Source organism: Paraburkholderia sp. C35, from assembly GCF_003121405.1.
Lineage (GTDB): Bacteria > Pseudomonadota > Gammaproteobacteria > Burkholderiales > Burkholderiaceae > Paraburkholderia.
Genome location: NZ_QBUY01000036.1, coordinates 55,886 through 70,996, shown reverse-complemented (window position 1 = coordinate 70,996; position 15,111 = coordinate 55,886). Strand labels below are relative to the sequence as shown.

The 15,111-nt window shown below is 62.6% G+C and carries 13 protein-coding genes; 1 reads left to right on the top strand and 12 read right to left on the bottom strand.

What is annotated here, in order from left to right:
- Nucleotides 1-150 precede the first annotated feature (150 nt).
- The 12 genes from bioB to DK391_RS21675 all read right to left on the bottom strand — a co-directional run bounded on the left by bioB (nucleotide 151) and on the right by DK391_RS21675 (nucleotide 13,811).
- Nucleotides 151-1,212 carry a biotin synthase BioB gene (gene bioB, locus DK391_RS21730; protein ID WP_109480045.1) on the bottom strand — a complete coding sequence of 354 codons (1,062 nt, stop codon included), beginning with the start codon at nucleotides 1,210-1,212 and terminating at the stop codon, nucleotides 151-153.
- A gap of 37 nt (nucleotides 1,213-1,249) precedes the next feature.
- On the bottom strand, nucleotides 1,250-1,969 hold the full coding sequence (gene bioD, locus DK391_RS21725; protein ID WP_109480044.1) for a dethiobiotin synthase: 720 nt from the start codon (nucleotides 1,967-1,969) through the stop codon (nucleotides 1,250-1,252).
- A complete protein-coding gene (bioF, locus tag DK391_RS21720; RefSeq protein ID WP_109480043.1) occupies nucleotides 1,966-3,150 on the bottom strand; it encodes an 8-amino-7-oxononanoate synthase in 1,185 nt (394 codons plus the stop codon). The genes bioD and bioF overlap by 4 nt, the downstream gene beginning before the upstream one ends.
- Complete coding sequence (gene bioA / locus DK391_RS21715; protein WP_204117412.1) at nucleotides 3,150-4,511, bottom strand: adenosylmethionine--8-amino-7-oxononanoate transaminase; 1,362 nt, start codon at nucleotides 4,509-4,511, stop codon at nucleotides 3,150-3,152. Before bioA ends, bioF begins: the two co-directional genes overlap by 1 nt.
- A 640-nt stretch (nucleotides 4,512-5,151) precedes the next feature.
- A complete protein-coding gene (locus tag DK391_RS21710; RefSeq protein ID WP_109480041.1) occupies nucleotides 5,152-6,447 on the bottom strand; it encodes a CocE/NonD family hydrolase in 1,296 nt (431 codons plus the stop codon).
- A gap of 550 nt (nucleotides 6,448-6,997) precedes the next feature.
- The gene (locus DK391_RS21705; protein WP_109480040.1) at nucleotides 6,998-7,444 is read right to left on the bottom strand and encodes a YchJ family protein; all 447 of its coding nucleotides are present in this window, start codon (nucleotides 7,442-7,444) and stop codon (nucleotides 6,998-7,000) included.
- Nucleotides 7,445-7,462: 18 nt separating this feature from the next.
- Nucleotides 7,463-8,593 carry an acyl-CoA dehydrogenase family protein gene (locus tag DK391_RS21700; protein ID WP_109480039.1) on the bottom strand — a complete coding sequence of 377 codons (1,131 nt, stop codon included), beginning with the start codon at nucleotides 8,591-8,593 and terminating at the stop codon, nucleotides 7,463-7,465.
- Nucleotides 8,594-8,629: 36 nt separating this feature from the next.
- On the bottom strand, nucleotides 8,630-9,307 hold the full coding sequence (locus DK391_RS21695; RefSeq protein WP_109480038.1) for an SDR family oxidoreductase: 678 nt from the start codon (nucleotides 9,305-9,307) through the stop codon (nucleotides 8,630-8,632).
- A gap of 51 nt (nucleotides 9,308-9,358) precedes the next feature.
- The gene (locus DK391_RS21690; RefSeq protein WP_109480037.1) at nucleotides 9,359-10,549 is read right to left on the bottom strand and encodes an acetyl-CoA C-acetyltransferase; all 1,191 of its coding nucleotides are present in this window, start codon (nucleotides 10,547-10,549) and stop codon (nucleotides 9,359-9,361) included.
- Nucleotides 10,542-11,318 carry a carbonate dehydratase gene (gene can, locus DK391_RS21685; RefSeq protein ID WP_109480036.1) on the bottom strand — a complete coding sequence of 259 codons (777 nt, stop codon included), beginning with the start codon at nucleotides 11,316-11,318 and terminating at the stop codon, nucleotides 10,542-10,544. The genes DK391_RS21690 and can overlap by 8 nt, the downstream gene beginning before the upstream one ends.
- Before the next feature lie 70 nt (nucleotides 11,319-11,388).
- Nucleotides 11,389-13,188, bottom strand: coding sequence for a bifunctional isocitrate dehydrogenase kinase/phosphatase (gene aceK, locus DK391_RS21680; RefSeq protein WP_109480035.1), 1,800 nt, complete (start codon nucleotides 13,186-13,188; stop codon nucleotides 11,389-11,391).
- Nucleotides 13,189-13,385: 197 nt separating this feature from the next.
- Nucleotides 13,386-13,811 (bottom strand): MerR family DNA-binding transcriptional regulator, encoded by a 426-nt coding sequence (locus DK391_RS21675; RefSeq protein ID WP_109480034.1) that lies wholly within the window; start codon nucleotides 13,809-13,811, stop codon nucleotides 13,386-13,388.
- Between the two features lie 167 nt (nucleotides 13,812-13,978).
- Here DK391_RS21675 and DK391_RS21670 point away from each other — a divergent pair, with 167 nt between their 5' ends.
- Nucleotides 13,979-15,049, top strand: coding sequence for an MBL fold metallo-hydrolase (locus tag DK391_RS21670; protein ID WP_109480033.1), 1,071 nt, complete (start codon nucleotides 13,979-13,981; stop codon nucleotides 15,047-15,049).
- Nucleotides 15,050-15,111 lie beyond the last annotated feature (62 nt).

Sequence of the window (15,111 nt, the reverse complement as noted above, 5' to 3'; positions counted from 1 at the left end):
GACCGGAGTGGGTGGTGTTAGCCCGCTTTCTTTTGCCTACTTTTCTTTGCGGCGGCAAAGAAAAGTAGGTGCCGCCCCGCACAGGGGCGACGCCTGCAGCCCGACTACAAATCGCGGATGCCCGGAAAACCAAAACCAACGGCAACCACCTTAGTGCCCATCACACCCATGCTCGCAGCCACTCTTCTCAACGGGCATCTGCTGCGCAGCCTCTGCACGAATCCCAAGCCGCTCAAGCAACTTGCGATCTGCCTCAGCCTGCGGATTGCTGGTCGTCAGCAACTGATCGCCGTAGAAAATCGAGTTCGCGCCAGCGAGAAAACACATCGCCTGCAACGCCTCATCCATCTGCTCGCGGCCAGCGGACAACCGCACCATCGCCCGCGGCATCGTAATTCGCGCAACAGCAATCGTGCGCACGAACTCGAACGGATCGAGTGCTTCCGTGCCCGTCAGCGGCGTACCTTCCACCTGCACCAGATTGTTGATCGGCACCGATTCCGGATACGGCTCCATGTTCGCCAGCTGTGCAACCAGCCCCGCACGCTCGCGGCGCGATTCGCCCATGCCGACAATCCCGCCGCAGCACACGTTAATGCCCGCATCGCGCACGCGTTCCAGCGTCTCGAGACGATCCTCATAAGTGCGCGTCGAAATGATCTGCCCGTAGAACTCGGGTGACGTGTCGAGGTTGTGGTTGTAGTAGTCGAGTCCGGCATCGCGCAGACCTTGCGCCTGGTGCGGTTCGAGCATGCCGAGCGTCACGCAGGTTTCGAGGCCCATCGCCTTCACGCCGCGAATCATGTCCTTGATCGGTTCGAGGTGACGATCCTTCGGATTGCGCCACGCAGCACCCATGCAGAATCGCGTCGCGCCGTTTTGCTTCGCAACCTCTGCAGCGGCCAGCACTGCTTCCACATCCATCAGCTTCTCGGCCTTCAGCCCCGTTTCGTGATGCACCGATTGCGGACAGTACGCGCAGTCTTCTTCGCAGCCGCCCGTCTTGATCGACAGCAACGTGGACAGTTGCACCGTGTTCGCATCGAAATGCTCACGATGCACCTGTTGCGCGCGAAATAGCAGATCGTTGAACGGCAGGTCGTACAGCGCGACGACATCGGCGACGCGCCAGCGCGCGTCGGCAGCGTCAGTGGCGGCCGCGGCCGCTTGCGACGGCGTGAGAGGCAGTGAAGCAGTGGCGATATGGCTCATGGGGTCCATCCTTGATGATTTGAATTGTTCAAGACCTTCAACGCTGCGCGGCGCGCAGCGTCTGCAATAGTCGGGTGGTATCGAGATGCGTCGCGGCAACGTCCGCCGACGCAGGGCTCAAATGCGGCACGATGCCGAGTAGCGGCGCGTCGTACTGGCGTTGCAGGCGGTCGCGCAACGCCGCGATGTTCTCGTCGGGAAACAGCATGTCGGGGTCGACGCGGTTCGCGACCCAACCGACGATCGGCAAGCCGCGCGCGGCAATCGCTTCCGCCGTCAGCAACGCGTGGCTGATGCAGCCGAGGCGCATGCCGACCACCAGCACCACGGGCAGATTCAGCGCAAGCGCGAGATCGGCGGTATCGTGCGTGTCGGTGAGCGGCACGCGAAAGCCGCCGACGCCTTCCACGACCACGACATCGGCCATCGTCAGCGCAGTCTGGTGTGCATCGACGATGCGCGTCATGTCGAGCGTCACGTTTTCAAGCGCTGCGGCGATATGCGGCGCCGCCGGTTCCTTCAGCATGAACGGCGTGCGGATCTCGGGCGGCAGCAGCACAGACGCGGCAGCGTCGAGCTGATCGGCGTCTTCGTTGTGCAGCACGCCATCGACCAGCGACGCGCCCGCCGCAATCGGCTTCATCGCCGTTGCGCGCAGGCCTTCGTGTGCGAAGCCGCGCAACAGCGCCGCCGATACCAACGTCTTGCCGATTTCCGTATCGGTGCCCGTGACGAAGAGAGACAGTGCGTTGCTCATGCCAGCGCCTCCGCGACTTGCGTCAGCGCGCTTTCGAGCAGATCGAGATCGCTGTGCGAGTGCGCGGCCGACAGCGAAATGCGCAGGCGCGACGTGCCTTCGGGCACGGTCGGCGGACGGATCGCGGGCACCCACAGATTGGCGCGATCGAGTGCGGCAGCGATCTCCAGCGTCGCGTCGTTGGCGCCGATGATGAGCGGCTGCACAGCCGTATGCGAATCGACGGGCAGCCATGGCGTGCGCTTCATCATCTCGCGCGTGCGTTCGATCAGCGAACGCAGATGCTTGCGACGATGCTCGCCTTCTTCGCCGCCGATAATGCGCAGGCTCGCCGACACGGCATGCGCCGCCGACGGCACCGACGCCGTCGTAAAGATATACGGACGCGCCCGTTGCACGAGCCATTCGATCACCGTCGCATGCGCGACGACGAATGCGCCCGACACGCCCGCTGCCTTGCCGAGCGTGCCGATCGAAATCAGGTTCGGCGAGCGCAGCGCGGCCTCGGCGACCGCACCACGGCCTTGCGGGCCGAGCACGCCGAAGCCATGCGCATCATCGACGACGAGCCATGCGCCGTGTTTCTCCGCCAGTTCGAGCAGGCGCGCGAGCGGCGCAATATCGCCGTCCATGCTGAAGACGGTATCGGTGACGATCAGCTTCGCGGCTGCATCCGATGCTTCGAGCATTGCGCTCAATGCTTCAGCGTCCGCATGCGGATAGATCTGGATGTCGGCACGCGAGAGCCGCGCGCCGTCGATCAGCGACGCGTGATTCAGCGAGTCGGAAAACAGCGTCGTGCCGCGGCCCGCGAGCGCCGTAAGCGTCGCGAGATTGGCCATGTAGCCGGTGCTGAAATACAGCGCACGCGGATTGTCGACGAATCCGCCCACGAATTCAGCGAGGTCGTCTTCGAGTTGCGCGTGCGAGCGCGAGTGTCCACCGAGCAGATGCGAGCCGCCGCTGCCCGCGCCATAGCGCCTCGCGCCCTCGGCAATCGCCGCGACCAGCAGTGGATGCGCAGCGAGACCCAGATAGTCGTTGCTCGCAAAACCGATGATGTTGCGGCCATCGACAGTCATGTGCGCGGAGCACGGCGTATCGACGGTACGGCGACGGCGGCGCAGGCCGCGCGCGTCGATGTCCTGCAAACCTTGTTCGAGCGTTTCAAGCAATTGCATCAGCGCGCCTCCGTCAAGGTTGCTTCGAACGTGGCGCGCGTGCGTTCTGCGAGCAGCGCGATTTCTTCATCGTCGAGGATGTACGGCGGCATCAGGTACACGGTCGTGCCGATCGGGCGCAGCAGCAGTTCGCGTTGCAACGCGTTTTCGAAGAAGCGGCGCGAGAAGGTTTTGGCGGCGTCGGCATCGTCGATCACGGCATCGAACGCGAAGATCGTGCCGCGCTGACGCAGGTTGCGCACCTGTTCGTGCTGCGCGAGCGGTTCGAGCGCCGCGCGCATCACTGCCGATTTCTGCTGGTTCGCGGCGAGCACGTTGTCGCTTGCGAACAGATCGAGCGTGGCGAGCGCGGCACGGCAGGCGAGCGGATTTCCTGTGTACGAATGCGAATGCAGGAAGCCGCGCGTGGTGTCGTCGTCATAGAAGGCGGCGAAGATTTCGTCGCGCGACAGCACGATGGAAAGCGGCAGATAGCCGCCGCTAATACCCTTCGACAGACACAAAAAGTCCGGCCACACGCCCGCCTGTTCGCACGCGAAAAAGGTGCCGGTGCGGCCGCAGCCCACGGCGATTTCATCGGCGATCAGATGGACGCTGTAGCGGTCGCACAGCTCGCGCAAGCCGGCGATATACGACGCATCGTGCATCGCCATGCCCGCCGCGCATTGCACGAGCGGCTCGACGATCAGCGCAGCGATGTTCTCGGCGCGTGCTTCGAACAGCGCGCGCACATCGGCGAGCGCGCGTTGCGCGACGTCGGCGGCTGTTTCGCCTTCGCGTGCAAAACGCGCATCGGGCGACGCGACCACGTGCGCGTTGCGGATCAGCGGATCGTAGGCGTCCTTGAACAGCGCGACGTCGGTGACGCCGAGCGCGCCGATCGTTTCGCCGTGATAGCTGTTGGCGACGCAGACGAACTCGCGCTTGTAGTCGTAGCCGCGATTGCGCCACGAATGGAAGCTCATCTTCAGCGCGATCTCGACGGCGGACGCGCCATCGGATGCAAAGAACGCGTGGCCGAGCGTGTTCTGCGTGAGCGCACCGAGGCGCTCGGCGAGTTCGATCGCCGGCTCGTGCGTGCAGCCGGCCAGCATCGCGTGTTCGAGCGTGTCGAGCTGATCTTTCAGCGCCGCGTTGATGCGCGGGTTCGCGTGGCCGAACAGGTTGACCCACCACGAACTGATGGCATCGAGATAGCGATGCCCGTCGCGGTCGTAGAGCCACGCGCCGGCGCCGCGCGACACGGGCACGAGCGGAAAGCGCTCGTGATGCTTCATCTGCGTACAGGGATGCCACACAGCGCGCAGGCTGCGGGCGATCCAGTCTTCGGTTGCCTGTGTATTCAAAACTGCTCCGGACATGAACCGGGCAAGACGCGGGCGATGGGCGCAAGGCGTCGTGCGGATCGGTCATGCAAATGCTGCTGGCGAATCGGGACGGTTGACGTCCGCCTGAAATCCGTCGACGGGAAGCGTTATCGGGCAGCGTCGGGGACGTGCTGCGGGCGCTTTCCGGTGCGTCGGATGTGCTGCCGGGTAAGGCGCTCGCCGCGATCGGCAGCGCGCTTTTTTGCGGCAGCGGAAGTGAGATTAGCGCGAACTCCGCTGCGATGCACTATCTGAAAACGCTGTGTTTTCAAGGGTCTGCGTGTGATTTTGCGGGGTTGACGACAGCTCGCGCCCGTTCGTTTTCAAAGGCAGCAAATGCACGTAGATGACGACGGCAAAGTCATGGACCCCCTGCGAAAAAAATGTGGGTCCGTCGGGCGGTTTTCGGCATGAAACGAGGGAATAGACACGCCTCGCCCGGTGTTAACGGTTGTGTGCGATGCGCAAACGCGCGCCGGCAGTCTCTGCTTCTGCGCGGACGGATTCAGAGGTAGACCAAAGAGGGAGACGGGCGGTGCAGGCGAGCCGGACGCAACGCAGCGCGTGCTGGAAAAACAGAGGAGGTCAGGCATGCTGGCCCGCCGCGCACTTCACGCAACGGGCGTGGGAGAGATCAACGGCTGGCGAGTGCGGGCTTGCCGTTCTTCGAAGCGGAATCGTTGGAGTCGGAGTCGGCTTCTGCTGTTTGTGTCGAGCCGTCTTTCCACACCACAGCGTCGTTGACCGCGTACAGATGGCACGGATCGGAACTCTGCTTCTGGCAGTTGGCGATCGCGACCGACATCGGATCGTCGCCGCCTTCCGCCCACGACCACGCACCCGAATCGGACACCGCGAATGCGCGGCTCGGATACTGGTGCAAAAAGTTGCGATAGCCGGCGCGGCCTGCTTCGTCGACGAAGGGGACGGAATCGACTGCGTCGATCGACGCGAAATGCGTGGCTTTCGGCTGCGTCGGTTCGGCGACACGGTACTGAACGCCCGTCGGCATGCCGACGCGCGCAAGGAACGCTTCGACCGACGGCCACCAGACGCGCACGCCATCGCGGTCGCCGACCAGACGGTGTGCGTCGTTCTTGTACGAGCCGAAATCGACCATCTTCGTGCTCGCGCCTTTGCCTTGTACGTTGCCCGTGTATGCCGTGTACATCTTCGAAACGAGATCGGCCGGCCAGATCGAGTCGTTGTCGCCGTACAGCCAGAGCGACGGCACGTTGGTCTTTTCGCCGTAGGTGCCGAATGCGTTGGTCAGATTGCGTTGCCAGTCGTTGCAGGCATCCTGGCGCAGGCCGCCGGAGAAGTTGATCAGCGCGCGCACGCCGGGCGCGGGATTGGTGCCGTAGGCGATCGTTGCGAGGCCGCCGTGCGAGGTACCCGCCACGACGATGTGCTGCGCGTCCACATAGCTTTGCTTCGACATGAAGTCGACAGTCGTGGCGATGTCGGCAGCCTGACTCAGGCCGTTACGCGTCACGTCGCAGCCGTCCTGCACATAGGTGCCGCCGGAATCCGCGAAACCCTGACGGTTCGGCGCGACGACGACATAACCGCGGCGCACGAACTCGCGTGCCAGCGAAACGGGGTCGCTGCGCGTCTGCATGCGCGGATCGCCGTGAATCTTGCCGTGATTGAAGACGACCATCGGGAACGGGCCCGCGCCTTCGGGTTTGTAGACGGTGGTTTCGAGCGTGATGTTGCTGTCGCCGTTGACGGGAATGCGAATGATCTGTTCGCTCAGCTTGACGACGGGCAGGTAGCCATCTTCATCGAGTGCGAGGCGTTGCACCTGGGCGCGGCCGAGCGGGCCGGCTTCGGCGTCCGCAAGCGGGTCTGCGTGCGCAGCCGACACAGCGCTGACCATGCAGGCCGCCGACATCGCACAAACCGTCAGAACTTTGCTGAACACCATCCGACACACCTGCTCTCAAAAACGTCTGAAGCTTCCTTACGGATGTCCGTAAGACTAATTTCGGTACGGTGACACGCCAAAACAAGGTCAAAAGAATCGCATACGTTGCGCTGTTCGCGCACGCAGACAGATCAAGACCGCATTGGGATGAACCGAAGCCGGTCGACGCGACCCCACGCATCGAAATGAGCGCTTCGCGATGTCCCTGATCGCGTGCCTGATGTAATTTCAGCAGGCGGTGCGTCTGGACATCCTGCGGGAGCGGTGGTCCGCTTCCTCGCTACGGAGCGCTGCAACATCTGTGAGGCTCATACTGGCACGACAATTTATATTTGTGCAATTTAGTACAAACCCCTTGCGGCACGAATTGCCTTTTGTCATATGTGCACGCAACCGTTCTATGTGGGTTTCAGCGGGGAATCGGAAAGAATGAGTAATTCGGGGACGTAGCGACGATCCAACACCTTGATTTTCTTACAGAAATGGCCCTTTTTTGAGATTATTTAAGGGGCACTTAATACGTTGCTGCAGTGCAAATAAAACGAAAGCGTCAGCGATCGCTCACATCGCCGTCGACATAACGCCAATGGCCATCTTCACCTCTGATAAAGCGGCTGGATTCGTGCAATCGATGCGCGCGTCCGCCCACTTTGTAGCGGGCGACGAATTCCACTTCGGCGTGCGTAGCATCGAGTGGTGTAAAGCGTTTGATTTGCAGACCTAGCCAGCGGGGCGCGTCGGGTGCGTTCGCGTCGGCGTCGAGATCGACGGGACAGGTTTGCGGCGCCCACGTGTCGCGCAGATACTGGGACTCGCCGAGTACGTAGGCGCTATAGCGCGAGCGCATCAGTTCAAGCGCCGTCGGCGCCGCTGCACCGCCGTCGATAAAGCGGCCGCAGCAGTCCGCGAAACGCGGTGGCTTGTCCGAATCGCGACGGTTGGGCGCGGCGCCGCCGCAAGGACAATCGGTGGGACGTTGTTTGGTTGAAGCCGTCATGAAAGGTCGAAAAAAGGTTTAGCTCAATCCGCGCGCGATCAGGATCTTCTGAATATCGCTGGTGCCTTCGTAGATCTGGCAGACGCGAACATCGCGATAAATCCGCTCGACGGGGAAGTCACTCAGATAGCCGTAGCCGCCGTGAATCTGCAGCGCGGCCGAACAGATGCGCTCCGCCGCTTCGGATGCGAACAGTTTGGCCATCGCCGCCTCCGTCAGACAAGGCTGGCCCGCGTCCTTCAGCGCAGCAGCGTGCCAGATCAGCTGACGCGCCGCTTCCAGTTGCGTTGCCATATCGGCGAGGCGGAACTGCACGGCCTGATGCGCAAACAGCGGCTGTCCGAAACTTTCGCGCTCCTTCGCATATGCCAGTGCCGCTTCGAACGCCGCGCGCGCCATGCCGACGCTCTGCGCCGCAATGCCGATGCGTCCGCCTTCGAGCCCCGACAGCGCGATCCGATAGCCTTCGCCTTCCGCGCCGATCAGGTTCGCGGCAGGCACGCGGCAGTTATCGAAGACGATCTGCGCGGTATCGGACGAATGCTGGCCGAGCTTTTCTTCGAGTCGCGCGACCACATAGCCGGGCGTATCGGTCGGCACGATAAACGCGCTGATGCCGCGCTTGCCGGCGCTTTTATCGGTGACGGCCATGACGATGGCGACGTTGCCGTTCTTGCCGCTGGTGATGAACTGCTTGACGCCGTTGAGCACGTAGCCGTCGCCGTCGCGGGTGGCCGTGGTGCGCAACGCCGACGCGTCCGAGCCAGCCTGCGGTTCCGTCAGACAAAACGCACCGAGCATCTCGCCGCGCGCGAGCGGCGTGAGCCAGTCGCGCTTCTGCTGGTCGTTGCCATACGTCAGGAGAATGCTGCAGACGGGGCAGTTGTTGACCGAAATGGCCGTGGATGTGCCGCCGTCGCCCGCCGCGATTTCTTCGAGTATTACCGCCAGCGCGAGCGCGTCGAGGCCGGCGCCGCCGTATTCCTCGGGCACCAGCACACCGTACGCGCCGAGTTCGGCAAGCTGCCGGTGCACGTCGGCGGGAAAAATGCGCTCGCGGTCCCATTGCGCGGCGTTCGGCGTGACGGCTTCACGCACGAAAGTGCGCACCGCGTCGCGGATCATCTGATGGTCCTGATCGAGCAACATGCGGGTGTCTCCTCGTTATGTCTTTGTCGAATCGGCTTACCAGTCGAGCGCCGTGCCGTCGTACTGGAAGAAACGGCCGTGGAACAGATGCGGTGTGCTCGCCGCCTGAGCCAGCACTTCGCGCATGCCGCGCACGCTGTGGACAGGATCGACGGCTGCCGACGGCCCGCCCATGTCCGTGCGCACCCAGCCCGGATGCAGCGACACGCAGGTCGCGCGGCGGGTCTGCACTGACGTCACTTTCAGCACGTCGTTGAGCGCCGCCTTGCTCGCCCGATACAGCCAGCCCGTCGTGCCCGTCGTGTCGCTGATACTGCCCATGCGGCTCGACAGCACGGCGAGCACGCCTTGCGCGTCCTCGACCAGCGGCAGCAGCACGGGGATCAGCTGCATCGGGCCGCGCACATTGGTCGTCATCACGAAATCGAAGTCTTCGGCGGTGATCGCCTCGATGCCTTCCGTCTGCGGCCCATACACACCCGACACGATCACGGCGGCGTCGAGCCGCTCGCCATCCAGCTTGCTGGCGAACCCGGCGATGTCGTCGGGTGCGGCGATATCGAGCGAAAACGCTTCGGCGCCGAGCGCGACGAGTTCGCCCAGCGATGCTTCGTCGCGCGCGGTGGCGAGCACGCGCCAGCCGTCGTGCCGATACTGCTTCACGAACTCGCGGCCGATACCGCGCGACGCGCCTACGATCAACACAGTCTTCATCTGATGTCCTTTTGCGCGCGGCACGCCGCGCGCCGTCTTACAAACGATGCGTTAGACCAGTTCGACGCCCATTGCCGTCGCTTCACCGCCGCCGATGCACAGGCTGGCGACGCCGCGCTTCAGTCCGCGCTTCTTCAGCGCGCCGATCAGCGTGACCAGAATGCGCGCGCCCGATGCGCCGATGGGGTGGCCGAGCGCGCATGCGCCGCCGTTGACGTTGACCTTGTCGTGCGGCAGGTTGTGCTCTTTCATCGCGGCCATCGTGACCACGGCGAACGCCTCGTTGATCTCGTACAGATCGACGTCCTGCGCTTTCCAGCCGTTTTTCTCGAACAGCTTGCGGATCGCGCCGACGGGCGCCGTCGTGAACTTCGCCGGTTCCTGCGCAAACGTGGAATGGCCGACCACGCGCGCGATTGGCGTCACGCCGAGCTTCTTTGCCGTCGATTCGCGCATCATCACCAGCGCCGCCGCGCCGTCGCTGATCGACGACGAGTTCGCCGCCGTCACCGTGCCCGTCTTGCTGAAAGCGGGCTTGAGCGTCGGAATCTTGTCGAGGTTGGCCTTGAACGGCTGTTCGTCGCGCTCGACCGTCACGCTGCCTTTCTTGCCTTCGAGCGTCACGGGCGCGATTTCCCACGCGAACGAACCGTCTTCGTTCGCACGCTGCGCGCGCGTCAGCGATTCGAGCGCGAACTTGTCCTGCGCGTCGCGCGTGAAATCGTACGAACCGGCGCACTCTTCCGCGAACGTGCCCATCAGACGGCCTTTCTCATAAGCGTCTTCGAGGCCATCGAGGAACATGTGATCGAGCACCTGGCCGTGGCCCATGCGCATGCCGCCGCGCGCCTTCGGCAGCAGATACGGCGCGTTGGTCATGCTTTCCATGCCGCCCGCGACCATCACATCGACGGAACCGGCGGTCAGCATGTCATGCGCGAACATCGCGGCGCGCATGCCGGAGCCGCACATCTTGTTGACGGTGGTCGAACCGACTGACAGCGGCAGGCCCGCGCCGAGCGCCGCCTGACGCGCGGGCGCCTGGCCCTGGCCGGCGGGCAGCACGCAGCCCATCACCGCTTCGTCGATCTGCTCGGGCTTCAGGCCCGCGCGTTCGACGGCTGCCTTGATTGCAATCGCGCCAAGCTGCGGTGCCGTCAGCGATGCGAAATCGCCCTGAAACGCAGCCATCGGCGTACGCGCGACGGAAACGATAACGATGGGATCTTGTGTCTCACTCATGTTTTAGCTCCTTGATAACGCCGTGAACGACGGCGGCCACGTCGCCGAGTTTCGCGGCGTCGGCGGCAACCATGTCGATGTCGGTGGAATGCGCACGGCTCGCGGAGACGGCCGCGACGCAATTCGTATAGGTTTCTTCGAGCTTCGCGGGATCTTTCACCGTCATGCCGAGATCGCGCACGCGGCCGTCATGCACGCCGTACACCCAGCCGTGAACCGTGAGGTCCTGGCCGCGCGCCCACGCGTCGTTGACGATGGTCGTGCGGCACACGTTGACCACCTGCTCGATGGTGTTCAGTTCGACGAGACGGCGGTGACGCGCGTCGCCCACCGGCCATTCTTCGAGCAGCGCAGCGTGCTTCGAGCGCACGTCCTGCACGTGATGCAGCCAGTTATCCGCGAGACCGACGCGGCGGCCAAGCAGCGCCGCGCCGACGCCCGAGCAGCCGTAGTGGCCGACCACCATGATGTGCTTGATCTTGAGCAGATCGACGGCGAACTGCACGACGGACAGACAGTTAAGGTCCGAGTGCACGACCACGTTCGCGATATTGCGGTGAACGAACACTTCACCCGGCGGCAGGCCGATGATCTCGTTGGCGGGCACGCGCGAATCCGCGCAGCCGATCCACAGATATTCCGGCGCCTGCTGATGCGCGAGACGCGAGAAGAACTCGGGATCTTCGTCGAGCTTGTGCGAAACCCAGGCATCGTTGTTCTTGAACAGATGCGCGAGGGGATGTTCGTTGAGAGCGGCGTTCGTAGTCATGATTCGTTCCGACGTAATCTGGTTGTTTGATGTTGTTCAAGCGTTGTTCGATCGCAGGCGGCGCGCGCGTTCATGCTGCGCGCACCGCTTGCGTATCTGGTGCGAACCGTTCCGGGTAGCGCACGGAAAAGCGCAAGCTGCCGTCGTACGGATAGAAGTCGGGCAACTCGCCGCGCAAAATGTGATCCTTATGCTTTTGCCACAGCGCGGGATCGAAGAAATCTGCGTGATGCTTGAGGAAAGACTCGCGCACGCGCGGATCGCCAAGCAAAAAGGTGTTGTACGTCTCTGGAAAAATGTCGTGCGGGCCGACCGTGTACCACGGCTCGCCCGACATCTCGTCTTCTTCGTTGCGCGGCGGCGGCACCGCGCGCACGTTGCAATCGGTGAGATATTCGATCTCGTCGTAATCGTAGAACACGACGCGACCATGCCGCGTCACGCCGAAGTTCTTGTACAGCATGTCGCCGGGAAAGATGTTCGCCTGCATCAACTCTTTCACCGCATTGCCGTACTCGCGGATGCCATGTTCGACATCGGCATCGGTGCCGTTCTGCAGGTACAGATTGAGCGGCACCATGCGCCGCTCGATATACAGATGCCGGATGACGAGTCTGTCGCCTTCGTATTCGAGCATCGAAGGCGCTTCCTTTTCGAGTTCACGCAACAACGCGTCGTCGAGGCGCGATAGCGGCAACGCGACGCTCGAATATTCGAGCGTATCGGCCATGCGTCCCAGACGATCATGCCGCTTGACCAGCTGATACTTGCCGACCACTTGTGCACGCGTGGTTTCTTTCGGCGGCGGAAAGGAATCCTTGATCAGCTTGAACACGTACGGAAACGACGGCAGCGTGAATACGATCATCACCATGCCCTTGATGCCGGGCGCGATGATGAAGCGATCGCTCGAATGCTTCAGATGACGCAGCAGATCGCGATAAAACAGATTCTTGCCCTGCTTCTGCAAACCTACCGACGTATAGATCTCCGCTTTCGGCTTGCCTTGCAGCAGGCTGCCGAGAAACTCCACATAGGCAGACGGCACTTCCATATCGACGAGGAAGTACGTGTGCGCGAAGCTGAAAATGATCAGCAGTTGATCGCGCTTGCAAAGCAGTGCATCGAGCGCGAGCAGTCCCGGTTGCACGTGATGGATCGGCAGCGCAATCGGCACCGTCACATCGCCATTGATGATGCGCCCGATGATGTACGCCGCCTTGTTGCGAAAGAACAGCGACGACAGCACGTGAATCTGGAAATTGGGTGCCTCGATGAACGCGCCGTAGTTGTCGCGCAGCGCCTGAATCACGCATTCGACATCGCGCGTCAGGTTCTCGAACGGCGGATTCAACTGGAAGTTCGTGACGATGCGCTCCAGCGTGACGGCGAGTCCATCCTTGCCGGGGTAATACGCGCGATACGTCGGCTTCGCAGCGGGTTCATCGTTCTCGATGTACTCCGTCGAGATCGCGGGCCGCACGAAGATGAAATCGTTATTGAAGTACGAACGATGCAGGATCTGGCAGCACACCGAATTGAAAAACGTTTCCGCGCATTCGGGCTGACGATGCGTCGTCAGCAGGCCGATATAGTGCAGCTTGATCTGTTGCCACACTTCGTCGTCGATGCTCTGCGCGTCGTATTCGTCTTCGAGTGTTTCGATGCATTCGCGCACGCGCTCGTCATACGACGCGATGCGCTCGCGCGCGAGCTTTTGCAGCGCGTGCCAGTCAGCCGCTTCGAACGCGTCTTTCGCGCGGATCGCCGCTTCGCGGAAGATCGCGTAATGCCGGTCGAAGCCCGCCAGCAGCGTTTCCGCGACGTCGAAGCCGATCTGTGACGACAGCAGTTTGGGAAAGTGATTCATGTCGACCGTGCATGCGCTCAGTGTTCGCTCAATGTCGTGAAGACTCCGCGATTGTATCGCCCGGTGAGCTTGCAAAACGGCTTTGCGCCTTGTGAGCGCCGTGCCGGCCTGTTGCGGTTTGCAGCGTGTTGCGGGACGTTCGGCGCATCTTCATGCAATGCCGCGCGAACTGGTCCATAAGTCGTGTGATCTTCCGATCAGGATTTTTCTTTCAGGATGTCTTCGTGCGAGAGCTTTCCTGCGCCGCCATCGAGCAGCGCACGCGCCTGCGTTTCGTACTGCGCGAGGTCTTCGAGCGTGGCGTTCAGGTCTTCGCGCTGACGCTCGAGCACTTCACGATGCCGCACCACGGTGGCGAGAAACGCCTGTAGCTGCGGCAGGGTATCCGTGGGCGAATCGTATAGATCGAGCAGATCGCGGATTTCCGACAGCGTGAACCCGAGACGCTTGCCGCGCAGCGTCAGCCGCAGGCGCGTGCGGTCCTGGCCGGAGTAGACACGGCGCAATCCATTCGAACCTTCGCGGCTCGGCGAGAGTAAACCCTGGTCCTCGTAGAAGCGGATCGCACGCGGCGTCACGTCGAATTCGCGGGCCAGTTCGGTAATCGTGTATTGGGTGTTCATCGTCGGGGCTTCACCGGATGAGCCGGCGATCGGGCACAAAAGCGGATTGAACGCTAGAATCGACGTTTACGTTATCGTCAACCTGACCAAAGTGCAACCACGCTGCGTGGACGCGGCATGCCAGCAGGCATGCAACCGACCTCGCCGCCGACGAAGGAAACCCCACGATGAATGCTCTCGAACACCAACTCGACTATCCATTCGCCGACCAGATGCCGGACGCGGGCACGACGCAGGAAGTCGCGCCGGGCGTCTTCTGGGTGCGCATGCCGTTGCCGTTCGCGCTCAATCACATCAATTTGTGGCTGTTGCGCGATGAGATCGACGGGCAGAAGGGCTGGACGATCGTCGATTGCGGGATCGCTTCCGACGAGATCAAGGCGAACTGGGAAACGCTTTTCGATACGGTGCTGGAAGGCCTGCCCGTGCTGCGCGTGATCGTCACGCATTGCCATCCTGACCACCTCGGACTGGCGAACTGGCTGTGCGAAGGCGGCGACAAGAAGCGCTGGAATGTGCGCCTGTGGATCACCCTCGGCGAGTACATGCTGGGCCGCGTGATGGCGGCTGGCGACGGCTCGAATGCGGGCGGCGAGGGCGCGGCGCGGCACTTCGCGCGGCATGGGCTCAGCGACGAGGCGTCGCTCGACAAGCTGCGCAATCGCAAGAGCTATTACTCGAGCCTCGTGCCGGCTGTGCCGGGGCAGTATCGACGGATGCGTGAAGGCGATGTGCTTTCGATCGGCGGGCGCACGTGGCGCGTCGTGACGGGTTTCGGTCATTCACCGGAGCATTGCGCGCTGCACTCGGAAGCGGACGGCGTGCTGATTTCCGGCGATATGGTGCTGCCGCGTATTTCGACGAATGTTTCCGTGTTCGACATCGAGCCGGAAGGTAATCCGCTCGCGCTGTATCTCGGGTCGCTCGGGCGCTATGAAACGATGGCAGCGGATACGCTGGTGCTGCCCTCGCATGGCAAGCCGTTCCGTGGCTTGCATACGCGGATCGGGCAACTGCGCGATCACCATGCTGCGCGGCTGGCGGAGGTGCGGGAGGTGTGCGCGCAGAAGCCGTGCAGCGCGGCCGATATCGTGCCGATCATGTTCAAGCGGGAACTGGATATTCACCAGATGACGTTCGCGATGGGCGAGGCGCTCGCGCATTTGCATCTGCTGTGGCTGCAAGGGGAGTTGAAGCGGGTGGTGGCGGAGGATGGGGTGATTCGGTTTGAGGGGTGAATTGACGTAAAGCGACACGCACCTTTCCGAAGCCTTAGAAACAAAAAGCCCGACTCGCAAGC

Bases quoted from the DNA above. Each gene is read 5' to 3' on its own strand.
- DK391_RS21670 (WP_109480033.1), top strand. From the start codon at position 13,979: ATGAATGCTCTCGAACACCAACTCGACTATCCATTCGCCGACCAGATG.
- bioA (WP_204117412.1), bottom strand. From the start codon at position 4,511: ATGTCCGGAGCAGTTTTGAATACACAGGCAACCGAAGACTGGATCGCC.
- DK391_RS21710 (WP_109480041.1), bottom strand. From the start codon at position 6,447: ATGGTGTTCAGCAAAGTTCTGACGGTTTGTGCGATGTCGGCGGCCTGC.
- bioB (WP_109480045.1), bottom strand. From the start codon at position 1,212: ATGAGCCATATCGCCACTGCTTCACTGCCTCTCACGCCGTCGCAAGCG.
- bioD (WP_109480044.1), bottom strand. From the start codon at position 1,969: ATGAGCAACGCACTGTCTCTCTTCGTCACGGGCACCGATACGGAAATC.
- aceK (WP_109480035.1), bottom strand. From the start codon at position 13,188: ATGAATCACTTTCCCAAACTGCTGTCGTCACAGATCGGCTTCGACGTC.
- DK391_RS21705 (WP_109480040.1), bottom strand. From the start codon at position 7,444: ATGACGGCTTCAACCAAACAACGTCCCACCGATTGTCCTTGCGGCGGC.
- DK391_RS21675 (WP_109480034.1), bottom strand. From the start codon at position 13,811: ATGAACACCCAATACACGATTACCGAACTGGCCCGCGAATTCGACGTG.
- can (WP_109480036.1), bottom strand. From the start codon at position 11,318: ATGACTACGAACGCCGCTCTCAACGAACATCCCCTCGCGCATCTGTTC.
- DK391_RS21690 (WP_109480037.1), bottom strand. From the start codon at position 10,549: ATGAGTGAGACACAAGATCCCATCGTTATCGTTTCCGTCGCGCGTACG.
- DK391_RS21695 (WP_109480038.1), bottom strand. From the start codon at position 9,307: ATGAAGACTGTGTTGATCGTAGGCGCGTCGCGCGGTATCGGCCGCGAG.
- DK391_RS21700 (WP_109480039.1), bottom strand. From the start codon at position 8,593: ATGTTGCTCGATCAGGACCATCAGATGATCCGCGACGCGGTGCGCACT.
- bioF (WP_109480043.1), bottom strand. From the start codon at position 3,150: ATGCAATTGCTTGAAACGCTCGAACAAGGTTTGCAGGACATCGACGCG.